The organism is Caballeronia choica, assembly GCF_001544535.1.
Classification (GTDB): Bacteria; Pseudomonadota; Gammaproteobacteria; order Burkholderiales; family Burkholderiaceae; genus Caballeronia; species Caballeronia choica.
On the sequence record NZ_FCON02000008.1, the window covers coordinates 21,687 to 43,508 of the forward strand.

Sequence of the window (21,822 nt, forward strand, 5' to 3'; positions counted from 1 at the left end):
AAAAACGCGACCTCTTTCAAAAGAGGCCGCGTTTTTCATTGCTCAAGAGAACCTGCCGATCAATGCAGGATCTTCGCCAGAAAATCCTTCGCGCGATCCGACTTCGGATTCGCGAAGAACTCTTCCTTCTTGTCGTCTTCCACGATCAAGCCCTGATCCATGAAGACGACGCGATGCGCGACCTTCTTGGCGAAGCCCATTTCGTGTGTGACGCACATCATCGTCATGCCTTCCTGCGCCAGTTCGACCATCACGTCGAGCACTTCGTTGATCATTTCCGGATCGAGCGCTGACGTGGGTTCGTCGAAGAGCATCGCGATCGGGTCCATCGACAGCGCGCGTGCAATCGCCACGCGCTGCTGCTGTCCGCCCGACAACTGGCCCGGGAATTTGTCCGCGTGAGCGCGCAGGCCGACGCGGTCGAGCAGTTTCAAGCCCTTCGCGGTGGCTTCGTCGTTCGAGCGGCCGAGCACCTTGACCTGCGCGAGCGTCAGGTTCTGCACGATCGACAGATGCGGGAACAGTTCGAAGTGCTGGAACACCATCCCGACCTTCGCGCGCAGCTTCGACAGATTGGTCTTCTTGTCGCCGACCGACTGGCCGTTGATCGTGATCTCGCCCTTCTGGAACGGCTCCAGGCCGTTCACCGTCTTGATGAGCGTCGACTTGCCCGACCCTGACGGACCGCACACGACGACTACTTCACCCTTTTTCACTTCGGTCGTGCAATCGGTCAGCACCTGGAATTGCCCGTACCACTTGGAAACATTTTTCAAAGAGATCATCTTGCGACCTTTTTCTGAAGACTTTTGACGAGGGCCGATGCAAACACGCAGATCACGAAATAACACGCCCCGGCGAACAGGACCATCTCGACGGTGGTGCCGTCGCGGTCGCCGACGTTGGTCGCCGTGCGGAAGAAGTCCGCGAGGCTGATCACGTAGACGAGCGACGTATCCTGGAACAGCACGATGGCCTGCGTGAGCAACAGCGGCACCATCGCGCGAAACGCCTGCGGCAGCACGATCAGCCGCATTGCCTGTGCGTACGTCATGCCGAGCGCGAACGCAGCGTTCACCTGCCCGCGCGCGACCGACTGGATGCCCGCGCGGATGATCTCCGAATAGTACGCGGCTTCGAAAAGCGAGAACGCGACCATCGCGGAGGCGAGCCGGATGTCGATATCCGCCGACAGGCCGAGCACGTTCTGCAGGAGCTGCGGCACGATCAGGAAGAACCACAGGAGCACCATCACGAGCGGGATCGAGCGGAACAGCGTGACGTAGATGTTCGCGAACCACACGAGCGGCTTGATGCCGGACAGGCGCATCAACGCGATCACCGTGCCCCAGACGATGCCGACCACGATGGCGAGCACCGTGATCTGCAGCGTGATGATCGCACCGGTCCACAGCGTCGGCAGCGCGGCGATGACGCCACTCCAGTTGAAATGATGCATCACTTGCCTCCGATGTAGCCGGGCAGCCGGGTCTTCGCTTCGACCCAGCGCATCAACATCATGACGATCAGGTTGATCAGCATGTAGGCGAGCGTCACGGCGATGAACGATTCATACGTCTGCGCGGTGTAGTCGACGAGCTGGCGCGCCTGCGCGGACAAGTCGAGCAGACCGATGGTGGAAGCGACCGCCGAGTTCTTGAACACGTTGAGGAATTCGGACGTGAGCGGCGGCACGATGATCCGGTACGCCACCGGCATCAGCACGTAGCGATAGGTCTGCCATTGCGTGAGGCCCATTGCCAGCCCGGCCGCACGTTGGCCGCGCGGCAGCGCATTGATGCCCGAGCGCACCTGCTCGCACACGCGCGCGCCGGTAAACAGCCCGAGACAGATGATCGACGACGAAAAGAACTGCGCACCGGGCGGCAATTGCTTGAACCAGTTGCCGATCGATGGCGGCAGCAACTCCGGTATCACGAGATACCAGATGAAGAACTGCACGATCAGCGGGATGTTGCGGAAGATCGCCACGTAGACCGTGCCGATACCCGCGAGAAAGCGATTCGGGACCGTGCGCAAGATGCCGAACAACGAGCCGACCACGAGCGCGATCACCCAGGCAGCGAGCGACACGGTGACGGTCACCCAGAAGCCGGAAATCAGCCAGCCGAGATAGGTCGTGGGCTCGCCGGTGGAAACCGGACTCAGCAGAATGCCCCAGTTCCAGTGATAAGACATGGACTCACTCCAAAAGAAAACGGAAGAAGCGCGACGCTCCTTCCGTTTCGTTCATCTTTCGTTTAGCGATACCCGGACAGGTTAGTCGATTGCCTTGTCATTCGGGCTCTTGAAGAGCGCCTTGATGTCGTCGCTTTCCGGGAAGGCCAGGTTCAGGCCCTTCGGCGGGATCGGACTTTCGAACCACTTCTTGTAGATCTTGTCGCCTTCGCCCGAGGTCTCGACCTTCGCGATCGCGTCGTCGACGACCTTCTTGAACTCGGGATCGTTCTTGCGGATCATGCAGCCGTAGGCTTCATGCGACTGCGGCGTGCCGACGATCACGAAGTCGGCCGGGTCGTTGGACTTCGCGCGTTCGCCCGCGAGCAATGCGTCGTCCATCATGAACGCAACCGCGCGGCCGGTCGACAGCGTCAGGAACGACTCGCCGTGGTCCTTCGCGCTGATGATGTTCATGCCCATGCTCTTGTCCTGGTTCATCTTGCGAAGCAGGCGCTCGGACGTGGTGCCCGCGGTCGTCACGACGGTCTTGCCCTTCAGGTCATCCCAGGTCTTTACGCCGGAATCCTTCTTGGTCATCAGGCGCGTGCCGATCACGAAGATCGTGTTCGAGAACGAGACCTGCTGCTGACGCTCGGCGTTATTCGTGGTCGAGCCGCACTCGATGTCGACCGTGCCGTTCTGCACGAGCGGAATGCGGTTTTGCGACGTGATCGGCGTGAGCTTCACCTTCAGGTTCGGCATGTTGAGCTTCTGCTTGACGGCTTCGACCACCTTCAGCGCGAACTCATGCGAATAGCCGACGACGTTCTGCTTGTCGTCGTAATAGGAAAACGGAATCGACGACTCGCGGTGACCCAGCGAGATCACCCCCGTGTCCTTGATCTTTTTCAGCGTGCCGGCGTCCTGGGCATGGGCGCCCGTTGCGAGAACACCCAGGGCGGCGAGTACCAGCGCGGCCTTTTTAATCTTCATTTGTTCGATCTCCTATGGCGAAAACGGGGCAAGTTTAGCAGGGTAATTTATTTGAAAGAATGAATGTTAACCACACATCTCAAAAATTGACGACGAACCCCGCCAAGTCCCGCGCGACGCGCATTCTAACGCCAGTATCGATAGAAACGCAGGCGGCATCCAGAGGGATGCCGCCTGCGTTCTTAAAGGGCGCGAACGCAGCGATGAACCGCACGCGCGCCGTGTCCAACATACCCGAAGATCAGGGATAGAGGCCGCGCATTTCACGCGCCATCAAAATCCGCGTACAAGCGACGATAAATGCGGCCGTCCGCACAGACACTTTGTGTTCGCTCGCCACCTGCCACACCGCGGCGAACGCTTCGCGCATCACGCGTTCAAGGCGCTGGTTGATCTCGTCCTCGGTCCAGAAGAAGCTCGAGAAATCCTGCACCCATTCGAAGTACGACACCGTCACGCCGCCCGCGTTCGCCACCACGTCGGGGATCACGAGGACGCCCTTGTCGTGCAGGATGTCGTCGGCGGCGGTGGTCGTCGGGCCGTTCGCGCCTTCCACGACGATCTTCGTCTTGATCTTCGGCGCATTCTTTTCGGTGATCTGGCCTTCGAGCGCGGCCGGGATCAGGATGTCGCTTTCGATCGTCCAGAATTCGTCGGCGGAAACCGGATCGGCGCCGGCGAAGCCGCCCACGCCGCCATTTTTCGCGACGTGATCGAGCAGCGCGACCGCGTCGATGCCCTTCGAGTTATGCAGCGTGCCCGTGTGATCCTGCACGGCAATGACGCGCGCGCCCGCTTCCTGGAACAGGCGCGCCGCGATGCCGCCCACATTGCCGAAACCCTGCACCGCGATGCGCGCGCCTTCGATGTCGAAACCGATGCGCCGCGCCGCTTCCGTGCCGACGACGAACACGCCGCGTCCCGTCGCTTCCTTGCGGCCGAGCGACCCGCCGAGCGAGATCGGCTTGCCGGTCACCACACCGGTTGCCGTCTGGCCCTGGTTCATCGAGTACGTGTCCATCATCCACGCCATGATCTGCTCGTTCGTGTTCACGTCCGGCGCGGGGATGTCGGTGTTCGGTCCGATGATGATGCCGATTTCGCTGGTGTAGCGGCGCGTCAAGCGTTCGAGTTCGCCGCGCGAGAGCGTGCGCGGATCGACGCGGATGCCGCCCTTCGCGCCGCCGTACGGCACGTTCACCGCAGCGTTCTTCACCGACATCCACGCGGAGAGCGCCATCACTTCGGAGAGCGTCACGTCCTGGTGATAACGCACGCCGCCCTTGCCCGGACCACGCGACGTATTGTGCTGCACGCGATAACCTTCGAAGTGCGCGACCGTGCCGTTATCGAGTTCGATCGGGCAGTCGACGATCAGGATCCGCTTCGGGCGCTTGAGGGTTTCAAGCCAGCGCGACAGCGGGCCGAGATACGGCGCGACGCGATCGACCTGCTGCAGGTAGTTTCCCCAGGGGCCGAGATCGTCGGCGTGAAGATACGACGGGATGGCGTGATGGGCGGCAGGCGACGGCAGATCGTGCTTCGGAGATGACATGTACGCTCCAGCGTGTTGTGGAATGCGCTCATTGTCGAAAAACGGCCTGACGAAATCCAATGCCGTTTCATTATCCGATTATGCAGATCGTGCATAACGTTGGCGAGAGTTATCCCGCCTGGGCTTGAGCCGCCACCTTCGACACTTCCGCGCCGACCGCGTCCCACAGGCTGCGTGCCAGCGCCTGACGCCGGTCGTCGCCTTGGGACGCCAGCTTGTCGCGATACAGGCGGATATCCATCGTCAGCGTGAACTGGCCGGCCGGCGTGCCGCGCGTGCCCCGGTCGAGGCGGATCAGGCGCCCTTCCTCCACGGCATCTTCCACCGCGCTGTGCGGCAGGAACGCGACGCCATGGCCCGCCAGCGCCATCGCCTTGAGCCCCTCGGCCATGTCGGTTTCGTAGACCTTGTCGAGATAGAGGCGCGTCGGCGCCGTCGCGATAATCACCTCGGTCATGCGGCCGAGGTATGCATTAGGCGTGTAAGACAGATACGGCACCGGCGCCTCGGCGCTCGCGGGCAAGGTGTAGCGCGCGCGGCCGCTCTTGCTCGCCGCCGAGAACGGACTGATCGGCTCGGTGCCGAGCGTCAGCATGTCGTAGCGGGCGGGATCGAGCGCGACCGGATGGCTCGGATGGTGATAGCCGATCACCAGGTCGACGCCGCCTTCGACGAGCGACAGCACCGCGTCGTGCACGTTGAGCGCGCGCAGGCGCGTGTGGATGCGCCCGAGCCGCGCTTCGATGCGTTGCAGCCAGCGCGGGAAATACGTGAGCGAGAGCGTGTGCGGCACGGCGAATTCGATCGTCGCGGTGGGCGCGCCGCCTTGTCCGCGCAGCAAGGTGCGCGCTTCATGGAACTGCGAGAGCATCGCGAGCGCTTGCTCGTAGAAGACCTGGCCCGCTTGCGTGAGGCGCGTCGGATACACCGACCGGTCGATGAGTTCCGTCCCGAGCCAGGCTTCGAGCGCCTGGATGCGCCGGGAGAATGCCGGCTGCGTGATGTGGCGCAGTTCGGCCGAGCGGCTGAAGCTGCGCGTCTCCGCGAGCGAGACGAAGTCTTCGAGCCATTTGAGTTCCATGCTGGGTCCTTGCTTCTGCGGCGCGCTCGGCGGCGAAGCCCGCATTTTAGCGGCGATCAGGCCCGCGCCGTATCTGGCTGAGGATCTGACTCGCTGAGCGGCTGAGGATCTGACTCACTGAGCGGCTGACCGAGCGCATCGTCGCTCGCAAGCGGCTCCGCCGCTCGCTGCTGCTGCAGCGCCCACATCTGCGAGAAGAGACCGCCCGCGCGCAGCAGTTCCGCATGCGTGCCGCGCTCGACGATGCGCCCGCGATCCATCACGATGATCTGCTCCGCATGCACGACCGTCGACAGCCGGTGCGCGATGATCAGCGTCGTGCGTTCGCGGGCGATCGAATCGAGTTCGTGCTGGATCGCGCGCTCGGATTTCGAATCGAGCGCGGACGTGGCTTCGTCGAAGATCAAAAGCGGCGGGTTCTTGAGCAGCGTCCGCGCGATCGCCACGCGCTGCTTCTCGCCGCCCGACAGCTTCAATCCCCGCTCGCCGACCGGCGTCTCGTAGCCTGCCGGCAAGCCTTCGATGAAATCGTGGATATGCGCCGCCCGCGCCGCCGCGATCACTTCATCGCGCGTCGCCGACGGCCGGCCGTATGCAATGTTGTAGTAGATCGAATCGTTGAAGAGCACCGTGTCCTGCGGCACGATGCCGATCGCCGTGCGCAGCGAATCCTGCGTGACGTCGCGGATATCCTGGCCGTCGATCAGAATGCGTCCGCCGTGCGCGCGGTCGAGGTCGTAGAAGCGGAACAAGAGCCGCCCGAGCGTCGACTTGCCCGAACCGCTATGGCCGACGACAGCCGTCGTCGTACCGGCGGGAATCGTGAAATCGACGCCGTGAAGAATCGGCCGCGCGGCCTCGTAGGCAAAGCTGACGCTATCGAAGCGCACCGCGGCGCCGCGCACCGCAAGTGGCGGCGCATTCGGCACGTCCGGCACTTCGCGGCCCGCACCGAGCAGCGTGAACATGCGGTCCATGTCGGTGAGGCTCTGCTTCAGTTCGCGATACACCACGCCCAGAAAATTCAGCGGTATATAGAGCTGCAGCATGAACGTGTTGATCAGCACGAGATCGCCGAGCGTGAGATGCCCGGCCATCACGCCCTGCGTCGCGCGCCAGAGAATGAACACGAGCCCCGTGCCGATGATCGCCTGCTGCCCGAAGTTCAGCATCGAAAGCGAGCGCTGCGACTTGATCGCCGCCGTCCGGTAGCGCTTCAGGTTCTCGTCGTAGCGCTCGGCCTCCCACTGCTCGTTGCCGAAGTACTTGACCGTCTCGTAGTTCAGCAGCGAATCGATCGCGCGCGAGTTCGCCTTCGAATCGAGGTCGTTCATCGTGCGCCGGAAATGCGTGCGCCACTCAGTCACCTTCACCGTGAAAACGATATACGTGACGAGCGCGATCAGCGTGACGATCGCGTAGTACGCCTCGTACTTCGCCACGAAGAAGCCGAGCACGAGGCCGACTTCGACGAGCGTCGGCAGGATGCTGTACAGCGAGTACGACACCAGTTGCTGGATGCCGCGCGTGCCGCGTTCGATATCGCGCGACATGCCGCCCGTCTGCCGCTCGAGGTGAAAGCGCAGCGACAGCGAATGCAGATGACGGAACACCTGGAGCGCGAGCGTGCGCACCGCGCTCTCGGTGACCTTCGCAAAGAGAATCTCGCGCAGTTCGGTGAAGAGCGACGTGGAAAGCCGCACCACCGCATACGCCACCACGAGCAGGCCGATGCCGCCGATCAGCACGATGGCGGGCGAATCGTGCGCACGTCCGAGCGCGGTCAGGTGCTGCACGGAAGCGAGGCCGTCGACGATCTTCTTCATCACGATCGGCACGCCCAGATTGGCGACCTTCGCGCCGATCAGGCAGACGAGCGCGAACGCGACGCGCCACTTGTAGGTGGCCAGATAGGGCAGCAGCGAGCGGATCGTCTGCCAGTCGTTGCGCGGTCCTTTGGTGACGGGAGCCGGTTCGGCGTTTGGATAGCGGCGCATGAATTCGAGGTCTGCATCGGCGCGTGGCACGCGGCCAGAGGCCGGGCGCCGAGCACCACGCGTGGTATCGCGGGGGCGGGAGCACGTCGAAAATGCGTGCTTTCCCGTACAATTCGATGACCCGGGCGGCTTGTGCATTCAAACCAGCGAACCGTCTTCCGCTCGCGGACCATCGTCGTGCATTCATTGTCGCAGATGGCAAGACACCCCGCTCAGGCGCCCTTCCAGGCGCCCCTTACTGGAACCGATCGATGACCGACTCCCCGCAACTTCCCGACAAGCCGGTCGCGCTGCGCGTGATTCCGCAGCCCGCCGATTCGAACGTCCACGGCGACGTGTTCGGCGGCTGGATCATGGCGCAGGTCGATATCGCCGGCTCGATCCCGGCAAGCCGGCGCGCGAACGGGCGCGTCGCGACCATCTCCGTGAACTCGTTCATCTTCAAGCAGCCCGTGTTCGTCGGCGACCTGCTGAGTTTCTATGCGGAAGTCGTGAAGACGGGCAACACATCGGTCACGGTGTCGGTCGAGGTCTATGCGCAGCGCATGCGCCTGAACGGCGAAGTGGTGAAGGTGACGGAAGCAACACTCACCTACGTCGCCACCGATCGCGACCGTCGGCCGCGCGCGCTGCCGTCACTTGACTGAGCCTTCGCGGCGGCTTAGGGCTTCAGCGACCCGCCGGAGTCAGCGCATCGAGTTGAAGAGCGCGTGAAGCGCTTACTTGCCTGAAGCCTTGCGGCAGCGATTGCCGCAAGCGGCCCGCTCAATCAGCAAGGCCGAATTCGCGCATCGCGGGCAGGAAATCGTGATTCAGTTCGCCCGTGCGGCGCGCGAGTTTCGCGAGCGCATAGCGTTGAAACGGATCGAGTTCCGCCCAGCGCGACAGGCTCGGCGAACTCACGCCAGCAAGACTACTTTGCCGGATGACCGTTTCAGGAACGGCATCGGCGTGCGCCCAGACCGGATCGGCGTCGGGCGCGAACTTCTCCGGTTCGACCTTCGCATGGGTCCGCAGCATCTCGTCGACCGCGCGATCGAAGTTCGGCTCGATCTCGCGGTCGGCCTCGACGGGAAAGCGCGCAAGCAGCACGCGGTCGTCGTAAGGCAGCATCTGCCATTGATCGAGCGTTATCCGCAGACCAAAGCGATCGAGGTTGTAGCGCACGACGAGCGGAATGAAGCGCAGGTTCTCGGACGACTCGACTTCGAATTTGAACAGACGCGCGGCGTCGTAAAGTCCCATGGCGGTTGCCTCGTTGGCGTTGATGGCGAGCATCGGCATGCATCGCCGGCTTAAGTTATTGTAGGGCCTCGAACGACCAATATACCTACTGTTGCGGCGCATGGGCATGCGCTTTTACACACTGGGCGCAGCAAACGTTATGCCCGTTCTCCCTACCGGGCAAGGCTCAAGGAACCAGGCAAAGTGAACGATCTCGACACGGACGATCAACCCGGCTTCATCGAGCGCCAGGTGCGCCGCCATCGCGCCGGCGACACGGCGATCGCGACGGACGACGTCGGCCAGGAATGGCCGGTTGCGCTCGTCTTCAACGGCATCTCGCACGCGGTGATGATGTGCACGCCGCGCGATCTCGAAGCGTTCGCCGTGGGCTTTTCGATTACGGAAGGCATCGTCGAGCGGGGCAGCGATATCCACGACATCGAGGTTTTCTTTCGCGACGGTGACAGCAACGGCGGCGACGCGCTGCCGCATGCGGAAGTGCACTTGCAGGTCGTGCAACAAGCGTTCGTCGCGCTGAAGGACAAGCGGCGCGCGCTCGCCGGAAGGACCGGCTGCGGCGTATGCGGCATCGAAAGTATCGAACTGCTCGACCTGCAGCCCGAACGCGTGCCTGACACGGGCTTTCTTGCCCGCCTCGCCAGCGATGCGATCGCACGCGCCGCGCGAGAACTGCCCGCGCATCAGCAGTTGACGAAGCGCACCGGCGGTCTTCACGCGGCCGCGTGGTGCGATGAAAGTGGCGCGGTGCGCTACGCGTTCGAGGACGTCGGCCGGCATAACGCGCTCGACAAGCTGATCGGTCATCTGATCCTGAAGCGCGAGGACACCACCCAGGGCTTCGTGTTCCTGTCGAGCCGCGCAAGCTATGAACTCGTGCGCAAGTCGGCGCGCGTCGGCGTGCCGATGGTCGTCACGATTTCCGCGCCGACGTCACTGGCGATCTCGATTGCGAAGCAAGCGGGCTTGCGGCTCGTGAGCTTCGCGCGCGAAGGCAGCTTCGTCGAATACGACGTGGAGTGACGCCTTCGCAGGCTACTCGAACCGGCTGAAGTCCGGCTTGCGCTTCTCGAAGAACGCCTGGAACGCTTCGCGCGCTTCAGGCGCCGTCAGCATCTTGCCGAAGTGGCCCGCTTCCTCGGCGATGCGTTCGGCGATCTCGCGGGCGTCGGCGCCTTTCATCAGCGATTTGCTCATGCGCAGCGATGAAGCGGGCAGCGCCGCGAGTTTCTTCGCCTGCGCAAGCGCCAATGCATCGACCGCTTCCGCATCGACGATGCGATTCACGAAGCCCATGTTCATCGCTTCATTCGCGTCGAACGCTTCGCCGAGCAGCAGCTTTTCAGCCGCGCGCTGATAGCCCGCGATGCGCGGCAGCAACAAGCTAGACGCTGCCTCGGGACACAGCCCGAGTTGCACGAACGGCATCGAGAACTTTGCCGTCGACGCTGCATAGACCAGGTCGCAATGCAGCAGCATCGTCGTGCCGACCCCGACCGCCGCACCGGCCACCGCCGCGACAAGCGGTTTCGGCGCAGTGCTGATGCGACGCAGGAACTGGAGCACGGGCGCGTCGCGATCCATGGACGGCGCCTTCATGAAGTCTTCGAGATCGTTGCCCGCGCTGAACGAGCCACCATTGGCGCGAAGCAGCACGACGCGCACGCTGGCGTCCTTCTCGGCTTCGAAGAACGCATCGGCCATTTCCTGATACATCGCCGCCGTGATCGCGTTTTTCTTGTCGGGCCGGTTGAGCGTGATGGTCAATACGCCGTCGGCTCGTTCGATGAGAATGTCCATCTTGTCTCCAGTGTAAAAAAGCGGTTCGCCAGCGCAATGGCTCGCGAACCGCCGTTCAAGTCAACGCTGCCATCCGGTTACAGACGCTCGATGATGCCCGCCGCACCCATGCCGGTGCCGACGCACATCGTCACCATGCCGTACTTCAGGTTGCGCCGGCGCAGGCCGTGCACGACCGTCGATGCGCGGATCGCCCCCGTCGCGCCGAGCGGGTGCCCCAGCGCGATCGCGCCGCCGAGCGGATTGATCTTCGACGGATCGAGGCCGAGGTCCTGCGTCACCGCCAGCGCCTGGGCGGCGAACGCTTCGTTCAGTTCGATCCAGTCGATGTCGTCCTGCTTCAGGCCCGCTGCCTTCAACGCGGCCGGAATCGCTTCCTTCGGACCGATGCCCATGATCTCCGGCGGCACGCCTCGCACCGCGAAGCTCACGAAGCGCGCGAGCGGCGTCAGGTTGAACGCCTTGAGGATCTTCTCCGATACGACAATCAACGCACCCGCGCCGTCCGATGTCTGCGAACTGTTGCCCGCCGTGACCGAGCCTTTCGCCGCGAACACCGGACGCAGCTTCGCCAGCCCTTCGATCGTCGTGCCGGCACGCGGGCCTTCGTCGAGACGGATCTCGCGCGAGTTCACGCGCACTTCGCCTGTCGTCAGATCGGGGAAGCGCTCGTTCAGCGTGAACGCGGCGATTTCGTCGTTGAACTCGCCCGACTGCTGCGCGGCCAAAGCCTTGCGGTGCGACTCGACCGAGAACGCGTCCTGCGCGTCGCGGCTGATCTTCCAGCGCTCGGCTACCCGCTCGGCGGTCAGGCCCATGCCGTAGGCAATGCCGACGTCTTCGCTGCGATCGAAGATATGCGGCGACAGCGACGGCTTGTTGCCCATCATCGGCACCATGCTCATCGATTCGCAGCCACCCGCGATCATCACGTCCGATTCGCCGACGCGGATGCGGTCCGCCGCCATCGCGAGCGCCGTGACGCCCGACGCGCAGAAGCGGTTCACCGTCACGCCGCCGACCGTGTTCGGCAGGCCAGCCAGCAACGCGCCCATGCGCGCGACGTTCAAGCCCTGCTCGGCCTCGGGAATCGCGCAGCCGATGATCGCGTCTTCGATCAGGTTCGTGTCCAGTCCCGGCACTTGCGCGACCGCCGACCGGATCGCGTGGACGAGCAGTTCGTCCGGGCGCGTGTTCCTGAAGACGCCGCGCGGCGCCTTGCCGATCGGCGTGCGGCTCGCGGCGACGATGTATGCGTCCTGCAATTGTTTGCTCATGTCCGACTCCTAGTTTCCGCGCGCTCAGTTGCGAACCGGCTTGCCGGTCTGCAACATGCCCATGATCCGTTCCTGCGTCTTTTGCGTGCCCAGCAAGTCGACGAACGCCTGACGTTCGAGCTTCAGCAGCCATTCTTCATCGACCAGGCTGCCCGCTTCGACATCGCCGCCGCACACGGCTTCCGCGATGCGGCTCGCGATCAGGTAGTCGTGGTCGCTGATGAAGCGGCCGTCGCGCATGTTGACGAGCGACGCCTTGATCGTCGAGATCGCCGAGCGGCCCGCGACCGGCACCTGCTTGACGCGCAGCGGCGGACGATAGCCCGACGCGCTCAAGGCGCGCGCTTCCTTCTTCGCGATGTCGAGCAGTTCGTGGACGTTGAACACGATCGTGTCCGACGGCTTCAGGTAGCCCATCGCGCGGGCGTCGAGCGCGGATGCCGAGACCTTCGCCATCGCCGCGTTCTCGAACGACTTCTGCACGAACTTGAGCAGGTCGCTGGTTGCGTTGACGGCGCTCGCCGCCTCCGCTGCGCGCAGTGCCGCTTCCTTCAGCCCGCCGCCCGCCGGCACGAGGCCGACGCCCACTTCGACCAAACCGATATAGCTTTCAATATGCGCGACGCGCTTCGCCGAATGCAGCGCGAGTTCGCAGCCGCCGCCGAGCGCGATGCCCGATACCGCCGACACGACCGGCACGCTCGCATACTTCACGCGCAGCATGCCCTGCTGGAACTTCTTCACGAACGGTTCGATCCCCTTCGCGCCGCCCGTCATGAACGCGGGCATCGCTTCTTCGAGGTTCGCGCCGGCCGAGAACGCGCCGCCCGGATTGCCGAGCTTGAGCGAGGTCGGCTGCCAGATCACGACGCCCTTGTAATCGTTCTCGGCCAGTGCGATGGCTTGCGTGAGGCCGTCGATCACCGACGGCCCGATCGTGTTCATCTTGCTCTTGAACGACACGATCACGACGTCGTCCTCGCCCGCGCGGTCATCGACCCACGCGCGCACGGCGTCGGTTTCGAACAGCGTCCGGCCGTAGGTCCTCGGATCGACGCCCGCCTCGCCGGCGAGCGGCGCGCGGAACACCTGCTTCTCGTAGACCGGCAGATCGGAGCGCGGCACGAACTTGCGCGCCTGCGGCGACCACGAGCCTTCGGCCGTATGCACGCCGCCCTTCTCCGCAACAGGGCCGTCGAACACCCACGCGGGCAGCGGCGCCGTCGAAAGCGCCTTGCCTGCCTCGATGTCTTCCTGCACCCATTTCGCGACTTGCTGCCAGCCAGCGGCTTGCCAGCCTTCGAACGGACCTTCGTTCCAGCCGAAGCCCCAGCGGATCGCAAAATCGACATCGCGTGCGTTATCGGCAATCGACTCCAGATGCACGCCGATGTAATGGAACACGTCGCGGAAAATCGCCCACAGGAACTGCGCCTGGGGATGCTGCGACTCGCGCAGCAGCTTCAGCCGCTCAGGTGCCGGACGCTTCAGAATCCGGCCGATGAGTTCGTCGGCCTTCGCGCCGCTTTCGACGTACTCGCCCTTCTTCGGGTCGAGCACCTTGATCGCCTTGCCGTCCTTCTTGTAGAAACCAGCGCCGGTCTTCTGTCCCAGCGCGCCCTGCTTCACCAACCCGGCGAGCACGGCAGGCGTTTCGTAGACCGGGAAGAACGGATCGCCCGCGAGGTTGTCCTGCATCGTCTTGATGACGTGCGCCATCGTGTCGAGGCCGACGACGTCCGCCGTGCGGAACGTCGCGGACTTCGCCCGGCCGAGGCGCGCGCCGGTCAGGTCGTCGACTTCGTCGAAACGCAGGCCGAACTTCTGCGCTTCCGCGATCACCGCGAGAATCGAGAAGATGCCGACGCGGTTCGCGATGAAGTTCGGCGTGTCCTTCGCACGCACGGCGCCCTTGCCGACGACGCTCGTCAGGAACGTTTCCAACTGGTCGACGATTTCCGGACGCGTGGACGCGGTCGGAATCAGTTCGACCAGATGCATGTAGCGCGGCGGATTGAAGAAGTGCACGCCGCAGAAGCGCGCCTTCAGCTCGTCAGAAAAGCCGTCCGATAACGCCGTGATCGACAGCCCCGACGTGTTGGTTGCGAAGATCGCGTGGTCGGCGATATACGGCGACACCTTCTTGTACAGGTCGTGCTTCCAGTCCATCCGTTCGGCGATCGCCTCGATCACGAGGTCGCAATCCTTCAGCTTTTCGATGTCGTCGTCGTAATTCGCGGGCTCGATGTACTGCGCGTCGTCCTTCACGCCGAACGGCGCCGGCGACAGCTTCTTCAAGTTCTCGATCGCCTTCAGCGCGATGCCGTTCTTCGGACCTTCCTTCGCGGGCAGGTCGAACAGCAGGACCGGCACACGGGCGTTGACCAGGTGCGCGGCGATCTGCGCGCCCATCACGCCGGCGCCGAGCACAGCCACCTTGGCAATATTCAGGTTGCTCACGTTTTACCTCCGGGAGTGTTGATTCGATGCGCTTCGTCGGAAGCAGCTTGAGAGGTCGGCGCGCCGCCGGTCGCTGGACAGGCGGCGCGCTCGCGGAAACGCTTAGAACAGCGCTTCGTCGTATTCCATCAGCGTCTTCGAGCCCGCGCGTGCGGCGCGGATCGTCGATGCCGTTTCGGGCAGCAGCTTCGCGAAATAGAAGCGCGCGGTGGCAAGCTTCGCCTTGTAGAACGGGTCGCCTTCGGCTTCCTTGTCGAGCGCGACGCGCGCCATGCGCGCCCAGAAGTACGAGAAGACCAGATGGCCGACCGTGCGCAGATATGGCACGGCTGCGGCGCCGACTTCGTCGGGGTTCTGCATCGCCTTCATGCCGATTTCCATCGTCAGCTTCTGCACCTTGTCGCCGATGTCGGCGAGCGGGTTGATGAACTCCTGCATCTCCGCCTTCACGCCTTCTTCTTCGACGAAGTCCGTCACGAGCTGGCCGAATTTCTTCAGCTTGGCGCCCATGTCGCCGAGAATCTTGCGGCCGAGCAGATCGAGCGCCTGAATCGAGTTCGTGCCTTCGTAGATCATGTTGATGCGCGCGTCGCGCACGTACTGCTCCATGCCCCACTCGGCGACGAAGCCGTGGCCGCCGTAGATCTGCATCCCCATGTTCGTGCCTTCGAACGCGTTGTCGGTCAGGAACGCCTTGATGACCGGCGTGAGCAGCGCGACGAAATCGCCGGAATCGCGACGCACGGCTTCCTCGGCATGCGAAAGTTCCTTGTCGATGTTGAGCGCGGCCCAGTACGTGAATGCGCGGCCGGCTTCAGCGTAGGCCTTTTGCGTAAGCAGCATGCGGCGCACGTCCGGATGCACGATGATCGGATCGGCGGCCTTTTCCGGCGCCTTCGGACCGGTCAGCGAACGCATCTGCAGACGCTCCTTCGCATACGCGAGCGAGTTCTGATACGCGACCTCGGTGAGCCCGAGCCCCTGCATGCCGACACCCAGACGCGCCGCGTTCATCATCACGAACATGGCGTTCAAGCCCTTGTTCGCTTCGCCGACGAGCCAGCCTTGTGCGTTATCGAGGTTGATCACGCAAGTCGAATTGCCGTGAATGCCCATCTTGTGTTCGATGGAACCGCACTTCACGCCATTGCGCTCGCCGGGTTCGCCGGCCTCGGTCGGGACGAACTTCGGCACGATGAAAAGCGAAATGCCCTTCGTGCCCATCGGTGCGCCCGGCAGGCGCGCGAGCACCAGATGAACGATGTTCTCGGCGAGATCATGTTCGCCGCTGGAGATGAAGATCTTGGTGCCGCTGATCGCGTACGAACCGTCGCTGTTCGGCTCGGCCTTCGTGCGCAGGATGCCGAGGTCGGTGCCGCAATGCGGTTCGGTCAGGCACATCGTGCCGGTCCAGACACCCGACACGAGCTTCGGCAGATAAACCGACTTCTGCTCCGGCGTGCCGTGTTCGTGCAGGCATTCGTAGGCGCCGTGCGAAAGGCCCGGATACATCGTCCACGCCTGGTTCGCCGAGTTCAGCATTTCGAACATCGCGTTGTTCACGAAGATCGGCAAGCCCTGGCCGCCGAATTCGGGATCGCAGCCGAGCGCGGGCCAGCCGGCCTCGACATACTGCCGATACGCTTCCTTGAAACCCGCCGGCGTGCGCACGACCCCGTCGCCCTCATACGTGCAACCTTCGCGGTCGCCGCTCTGGTTCAGCGGGAAAATGACTTCGGAGCAGAACTTGCCGGCTTCCTCGAGCACCTGGTTGATGGTGTCGGCGTCGAGGTCGGCATGCGTCGGCATGTTCTTGAGTTCGGCTTCGACGTTGAGCACTTCGTGCAACACGAATTGCATATCGCGCAGCGGCGCGGCGTACTGTCCCATGAGTCTCTCCAGATGTTCAGTCTTGGTGCCGCGCGCCGCCGCCGAATTCAGCTTCGATCGGCGCCGCTAACGGCTGTTATCGCTTTGATACGAAACAATCGTTTTTTCCAGCGCGTCCCGCGTCAGTTGCACGGCATCCGGCAAATGCAGGAACCGCGCGTCGTGATGCAGGCCGAGCGTGAAGCTATACAGTTCGAAGAGCATCAGCGCCGGATCGGTTTCCGCCTTCAGATGCCCTTCGTCTTTCGCCTGCTGGATCGCGCGCAACAGCGCCTCGCGCCACATCGTCACGCTATGGACGAGCTGCTCGCGCACGGCGCTCGCTGCGCGATCGTCGTATTCGACGGCGCCGCTGATGTAGATGCACCCGGTCGTCACTTCCTGGATGCGCCGTTCCATCCAGCGATTCATCATCGATCGCAAACGCGGCAGGCCGCGCGCCTCGCGCAGGCTCGGGAAAAACACTTCGTCTTCGAAACGGCGGTGATATTCGCGCACGACTTCGACCTGCAAGTCCTCGCGCGACCCGAAATGCGCAAACACGCCACTTTTGCTCATCTGCATCCGCTCGGCCAAAAGGCCGATCGTCAGCCCTTCGAGCCCGTCGCGGCTTGCGAGGTCCAGTGCTGCATCGAGAATCGCGACTCGCGTCTGTTCGCCTTTTCGCATGATCTTCCCTACCGTTCTTATGTGACCGATTAAAAATCGAACGGCCGTACTATTATTCTAGTCGGCCGTTCGCGAGACAAGCTATTTTTTAGAAACCCATATCTAACCGCCGAGTGCCCGTCAATAGGAAAACGCGTAGTTCTTGCCCGCGCTCATTGTCCCCTTTTATTAGCAGCCTGCATGCTAGGTGCTCCCCGAGTTCCCATCTTGTGGGAAATTAATCGTATTGGCCAATTGTCAGCATTTTCATCATCATTCGGTAGGTGTTATAGGCGAGCCAACTGAGTATCCGTTCGCCGATCGGCCGCGCGGCGTAATGCTTCGCGTCGATGCTGCGGGCCTCGCCGAACGCCGTCAGGATCGCGTCGTGCAGCGCCGCGATCTCGGCGTGATTGACGAGCACCATGTTCGCCTCGTTGTTGAGCACGAGACTGAGCGCGTCGAGATTCGACGAGCCGACCGTCGCCCAGTCGGCATCGACCACCGCGACCTTGCCGTGGAGCATCGTTTTTTCGTACTCAGCAATCCGCACGCCGTGCTTGAGGAGGTTGTCGTAGAGGAACGGCGTCGCATAATCGAGCGCGACGAACTCCTTGCGGCCGATCACGAGACTCACGCGCACGCCGCGCCGGGCCGCCTGCACCAGCGCGCGCCGCAGTTTGCGACCGGGCATGAAATAAGGATTCGCGAGCAACACTTCGCGCTCGGCATGAGCGATCGCGCGCAAATAGGCCTTCTCGATCGCGCGCCGGTTCAGCAGGTTGTCGCGCGCGACGAACGCCACGCACGGCTGATCGACGGCGTGAATCTCGCCGAGGCGAGCGCGGCGCTTCGCGCGCGCCGCCCGCCACACCGAGCCGCGCGCGAAGTGCGCGCCGCCCGATTGCGGCTCGTCGCAGCCCGGCTGGCGCGGCTCGCGCGGCTTGACGCCGAGCCAGATGCGCTGCCACTGAAGATCGAACGCTTCGCGCACATCGGCGACCACCGGCCCTTGCACCTCCAGCGCGAAATCCCAGCGCGGGCGCTCGAGGCGCACGCCGTCCTGCGCCAGGTCGTCGACGATATTGATGCCACCGCAAAACGCATAGGTCTCGTCGATCACGGCGAGCTTGCGATGCGTGCGCGAAAAACCGAGCGGCCCGAAGAGATGCGGGTTGTAGATGCGATGCTCGACGCCCGCTTCGTCCCACTCGGGGAACATCGGCAGGTTTTTCTCGGTGCCGATGCCGTCGGTGATCACGCGTACATGAACGCCGCGCTTGGCCGCGCGGACCAGCGCTTCGGAAACCGCGCGGCCGGTGTCGTCGTTACTGAAGATGTAGGTTTCGAGCGTGACGCGGTGGCGCGCGTTGTCGATGCGTTTGAGCAGCGTCGGGAAGAATTCGGTGCCGCATTTGAGGAGCCGCACTTCGTTGCCGACGGTAAAGCACAGCCGCGATGGACGCCGCCCGGAAAACAGAGCCTGCCGCAAGCGCGTGAATCGGCGCCGCTGGCCGAAACCGATCATCGGTTGTGCTCCGCGAGGCGCTCGGGCAATTGCAGGATCGCCTCGCGATTCGACCACGAGAAGCAACGGTCGGCTGCCTCACGGAAGGGCAACCACACATGCGACGTATGCTCGCGCGGCGCGAGCGTGATTTCGAGGCAGTGCGGCACGAGCAGGCTGAACTGATGCTCGGTGTTGCGCGTCACGCCCTCGGCGTAACGATGCCGCCATTGCGGATAGATGTCGTATTCGATGCGGTGATGCCAGTCGAGCAGGCACCGCTGCGGCACCCGTTCGCTCCCGATGAGGATCCCCGTCTCCTCCGCGACCTCGCGCGCGGCCGTCTCGACGAGCGGTTCGTCGACGCGGTCTTTCGAGCCCGTCACCGATTGCCAGAAGCCCTTGTGATCGGCGCGTTCGATGACCAGCACGTCGAGTTCGGGCGTATGGATGACGACGAGAACGGATTCGGGGATTTTCGGCGGCTTGGTCATAGGGTGACGGCGCGTACATCTTTTATCATGGCCGATGAATGTAACCCAAAAAATGAAAAAGGCGCACTCGGCGCCTTTTTCCCGGGGATTACTTCAGACTTATTGCGGTTTCTGCTCCGGCTGACGCAGACGAATGTGCAACTCGCGCAACTGACGCTCGTCGACTTCGCTCGGCGCCTGCGTGAGCAGACATTGCGCGCGCTGCGTCTTCGGGAACGCGATCACGTCGCGGATCGAATCGGCGCCGGCCATCATCGTGACGATGCGGTCCAGGCCGAACGCGATGCCGCCATGCGGCGGCGCGCCGTACTGAAGCGCGTCGAGCAGGAAGCCGAATTTCGCGCGCGCTTCTTCCTCGCCGATCTTGAGCGCGCGGAACACCTTGCTCTGCACGTCTTCCTGGAAGATACGGACGGAACCGCCGCCGATTTCCCAGCCGTTCAGCACCATGTCGTACGCCTTCGCGAGACAGCGGCCCGGATCGGTTTCGAGATATTCGAGATGCTCGTCTTTCGGGCTCGTGAACGGATGGTGCGCCGCCACGTAGCGGTTGTCTTCCTCGTCGTACTCGAACATCGGGAAGTCGATCACCCACAGCGGCTTCCAGCCCGTTTCGAGCAGACCGTTCGCCTTGCCGAATTCCGAGTGGCCAATCTTCAGGCGCAATGCGCCAAGACTGTCGTTGACCACCTTCGCGCGATCCGCCGCGAAGAACACGATGTCGCCGTTCTGCGCGCCGGTGCGCTCCAGAATGGCGGCGATCGCGGCGTCGTGCAGGTTCTTCACGATCGGGCTTTGCAGGCCGTCACGGCCCTTCGACACGTCGTTGAACTTGATCCACGCCAGCCCCTTCGCCCCGTAGATGCGCACGAATTCCGTGTAGCCGTCGATGTCGCCGCGCGACAGTTCGCTGCCCTTCGGCACGCGCAACGCCGCGACGCGGCCGTCCTTCGAGTTCGCCGGCGTGCTGAACACCTTGAAATCGACGTCGCGCACGGCATCGGTCAGGTCGGCGAATTCGAGCTTCACGCGCAGGTCGGGCTTGTCCGAACCGAAACGGCGCATCGCTTCCGAATACAGCATGACCGGGAATTTCTCGTCGAGCGAGACGTTCATCGTTTCCTTGAAAACGTGACGGATCATCGCTTCGAACAGATCGCGGATTTCCTGCTCGTTCAGGAACGAGGTTTCGCAGTCGATCTGCGTGAATTCCGGCTGACGGTCGGCGCGCAGGTCTTCGTCGCGGAAGCACTTCACGATCTGGTAATAGCGATCGAAGTTCGCCACCATCAAAAGCTGCTTGAAAAGTTGCGGCGACTGCGGCAGCGCGAAAAACATACCGGCGTTCACACGCGACGGCACCAGATAATCGCGCGCGCCTTCCGGCGTGCTCTTGGTGAGCATCGGCGTTTCGATGTCGATGAAGCCTTGCGCGTCGAGATACTTGCGCACTTCCATCGCCACGCGATAACGCAAACGCAGGTTCTGCTGCATCTGCGGGCGGCGCAGGTCGAGCACGCGATGCGTGAGGCGCGTGGTTTCCGAGAGGTTGTCGTCGTCGAGCTGGAACGGCGGCGTCACCGACGGGTTCAGCACCGTCAGTTCATGGCACAGCACTTCGATCTTGCCGCTCGTCAGGCCCGCGTTCGCCGTGCCTTCCGGACGGCTGCGCACGACGCCCTTCACCTGCACGCAGAACTCGTTGCGCACGCCCTCGGCGACCTTGAACATGTCGGCGCGGTCCGGATCGCAGACCACCTGGACGAGCCCTTCGCGATCGCGCAGGTCGATGAAGATAACGCCGCCGTGGTCGCGGCGGCGGTGTACCCAGCCGCACAGCGAGACGGTTTGGCCCAGCAGGGCTTCGGTCACCAGACCGCAGTATTCAGATCGCATCGACATGATGTTGTGTCTTTCGTTGTTTCATTAATCAACGGCACGCGCGCGAAGGGTTTCGCGGCGCGTGCCGGCATTACAGCGGCGGCTCGGTGGGGCGGCGCGCGGGCGCTACCTGCGCGGGCGGCGCATTCGGCGCCACCACGCCCATCGAGACGATGTACTTCAACGCGGCATCGACGGACATGTCGAGCTCGATGACTTCGCTTCTCGGCATCATCAGGAAGAAGCCGGACGTGGGATTCGGCGTGGTCGGCACATAGACGCTCACGTGATCTTCCTTCAGGTGATTGAGCACGTCACCGCCGGGAATTCCGGTCAGGAAGCCGATGGTGTACGAACCCCTCCGCGGATATTCGACTAGCAGCGCCTTGCGAAACGCGTTGCCGCTGCTCGACAGCAAGGTGTCCGACACCTGCTTCACGCTGGTGTACAGCGGGCCGACCACCGGGATATGGCGCACCACGACGTCCCACCACCCGACGAGCTTCTGCCCGACAAAGTTCTGCGTCAGCAAGCCGACGATAAAAATGAACGCGAGCGTCAGCACCGCGCCGAGACCCGGCAGATGGAAACCGAACAGGCGCTCGGGTTGCCACGACAACGGCAGCAGCAAGAGCGTCTGGTCCATGGTTCCGATCACGAGCCCCAGCACCCACAAGGTGATGGCGAGCGGCACCAGCACGAGCAGGCCGGTGAGGAACACGGATTTCAACGTAGTCTTTTTGGTCGTCATTTACACAGCCGGAAGGCCGCCCCGTGCTTGAGGCGCGGTTTGGCAGGTTTGCCGCCCTGAAT

At 63.2% G+C, this 21,822-nt stretch carries 19 protein-coding genes; 2 read left to right on the plus strand and 17 right to left on the minus strand.

The window, feature by feature from the left end; genetic code table 11:
- Positions 1-59 precede the first annotated feature (59 nt).
- From AWB68_RS05380 to AWB68_RS05410, 7 genes are all read right to left on the minus strand, one after another.
- Entirely contained in the window at positions 60-785 is a 726-nt protein-coding gene (locus tag AWB68_RS05380; RefSeq protein WP_087643319.1) for an amino acid ABC transporter ATP-binding protein, read from the minus strand.
- Positions 782-1,459 carry a glutamate/aspartate ABC transporter permease GltK gene (gltK, locus tag AWB68_RS05385; RefSeq protein WP_087643320.1) on the minus strand — a complete coding sequence of 226 codons (678 nt, stop codon included), beginning with the start codon at positions 1,457-1,459 and terminating at the stop codon, positions 782-784. Before gltK ends, AWB68_RS05380 begins: the two co-directional genes overlap by 4 nt.
- A complete protein-coding gene (locus tag AWB68_RS05390; RefSeq protein ID WP_087643321.1) occupies positions 1,459-2,199 on the minus strand; it encodes an amino acid ABC transporter permease in 741 nt (246 codons plus the stop codon). Before AWB68_RS05390 ends, gltK begins: the two co-directional genes overlap by 1 nt.
- 81 nt (positions 2,200-2,280) lie before the next feature.
- A complete protein-coding gene (locus AWB68_RS05395; protein ID WP_087643322.1) occupies positions 2,281-3,174 on the minus strand; it encodes a glutamate/aspartate ABC transporter substrate-binding protein in 894 nt (297 codons plus the stop codon).
- Between the two features lie 241 nt (positions 3,175-3,415).
- Positions 3,416-4,729, minus strand: coding sequence for a Glu/Leu/Phe/Val family dehydrogenase (locus tag AWB68_RS05400; RefSeq protein ID WP_087643323.1), 1,314 nt, complete (start codon positions 4,727-4,729; stop codon positions 3,416-3,418).
- 109 nt (positions 4,730-4,838) lie between these two features.
- Positions 4,839-5,810 (minus strand): LysR substrate-binding domain-containing protein, encoded by a 972-nt coding sequence (locus tag AWB68_RS05405; protein ID WP_087643324.1) that lies wholly within the window; start codon positions 5,808-5,810, stop codon positions 4,839-4,841.
- A 56-nt stretch (positions 5,811-5,866) separates the two neighbouring features.
- Positions 5,867-7,807, minus strand: a complete 1,941-nt coding sequence (locus tag AWB68_RS05410; RefSeq protein WP_235028223.1) for an ABCB family ABC transporter ATP-binding protein/permease — start codon at positions 7,805-7,807, stop codon at positions 5,867-5,869.
- Positions 7,808-8,058: 251 nt separating this feature from the next.
- On the opposite strand from AWB68_RS05410, the gene AWB68_RS05415 reads away from it, so the two are divergent.
- Positions 8,059-8,454, plus strand: coding sequence for an acyl-CoA thioesterase (locus tag AWB68_RS05415; protein ID WP_087643325.1), 396 nt, complete (start codon positions 8,059-8,061; stop codon positions 8,452-8,454).
- Positions 8,455-8,572: 118 nt separating this feature from the next.
- Here the strand turns inward: AWB68_RS05415 and AWB68_RS05420 are convergent, their stop codons facing one another.
- Positions 8,573-9,052 carry a nitrate reductase associated protein gene (locus tag AWB68_RS05420; RefSeq protein ID WP_087643421.1) on the minus strand — a complete coding sequence of 160 codons (480 nt, stop codon included), beginning with the start codon at positions 9,050-9,052 and terminating at the stop codon, positions 8,573-8,575.
- A 183-nt stretch (positions 9,053-9,235) separates the two neighbouring features.
- On the opposite strand from AWB68_RS05420, the gene fdhD reads away from it, so the two are divergent.
- On the plus strand, positions 9,236-10,075 hold the full coding sequence (gene fdhD / locus AWB68_RS05425) for a formate dehydrogenase accessory sulfurtransferase FdhD (RefSeq protein ID WP_087643326.1): 840 nt from the start codon (positions 9,236-9,238) through the stop codon (positions 10,073-10,075).
- A 12-nt stretch (positions 10,076-10,087) separates the two neighbouring features.
- On the opposite strand, the gene AWB68_RS05430 is transcribed toward fdhD, so the two are convergent.
- The 9 genes from AWB68_RS05430 to AWB68_RS05470 all read right to left on the minus strand — a co-directional run bounded on the left by AWB68_RS05430 (position 10,088) and on the right by AWB68_RS05470 (position 21,760).
- The gene (locus AWB68_RS05430; protein WP_087643327.1) at positions 10,088-10,852 is read right to left on the minus strand and encodes an enoyl-CoA hydratase; all 765 of its coding nucleotides are present in this window, start codon (positions 10,850-10,852) and stop codon (positions 10,088-10,090) included.
- 77 nt (positions 10,853-10,929) lie between these two features.
- Positions 10,930-12,129 carry an acetyl-CoA C-acyltransferase gene (locus AWB68_RS05435; protein WP_087643328.1) on the minus strand — a complete coding sequence of 400 codons (1,200 nt, stop codon included), beginning with the start codon at positions 12,127-12,129 and terminating at the stop codon, positions 10,930-10,932.
- A gap of 24 nt (positions 12,130-12,153) precedes the next feature.
- A complete protein-coding gene (locus tag AWB68_RS05440) occupies positions 12,154-14,589 on the minus strand; it encodes a 3-hydroxyacyl-CoA dehydrogenase/enoyl-CoA hydratase family protein (RefSeq protein ID WP_087643329.1) in 2,436 nt (811 codons plus the stop codon).
- Positions 14,590-14,691: 102 nt separating this feature from the next.
- A complete protein-coding gene (locus AWB68_RS05445) occupies positions 14,692-16,479 on the minus strand; it encodes an acyl-CoA dehydrogenase C-terminal domain-containing protein (protein WP_087643330.1) in 1,788 nt (595 codons plus the stop codon).
- Between the two features lie 66 nt (positions 16,480-16,545).
- Positions 16,546-17,148, minus strand: coding sequence for a TetR/AcrR family transcriptional regulator (locus tag AWB68_RS05450; RefSeq protein WP_087643331.1), 603 nt, complete (start codon positions 17,146-17,148; stop codon positions 16,546-16,548).
- Between the two features lie 217 nt (positions 17,149-17,365).
- On the minus strand, positions 17,366-18,655 hold the full coding sequence (gene clsB / locus AWB68_RS05455) for a cardiolipin synthase ClsB (RefSeq protein ID WP_087643332.1): 1,290 nt from the start codon (positions 18,653-18,655) through the stop codon (positions 17,366-17,368).
- Positions 18,652-19,128, minus strand: a complete 477-nt coding sequence (gene nudB, locus AWB68_RS05460) for a dihydroneopterin triphosphate diphosphatase (RefSeq protein WP_087643333.1) — start codon at positions 19,126-19,128, stop codon at positions 18,652-18,654. The genes clsB and nudB overlap by 4 nt, the downstream gene beginning before the upstream one ends.
- Positions 19,129-19,227: 99 nt before the next feature.
- Entirely contained in the window at positions 19,228-21,030 is a 1,803-nt protein-coding gene (gene aspS, locus AWB68_RS05465; RefSeq protein ID WP_087643334.1) for an aspartate--tRNA ligase, read from the minus strand.
- A 70-nt stretch (positions 21,031-21,100) separates the two neighbouring features.
- Positions 21,101-21,760: a DUF502 domain-containing protein gene (locus AWB68_RS05470; RefSeq protein ID WP_087643335.1), complete on the minus strand. Its 660-nt coding sequence runs from the start codon at positions 21,758-21,760 to the stop codon at positions 21,101-21,103.
- Positions 21,761-21,822 lie beyond the last annotated feature (62 nt).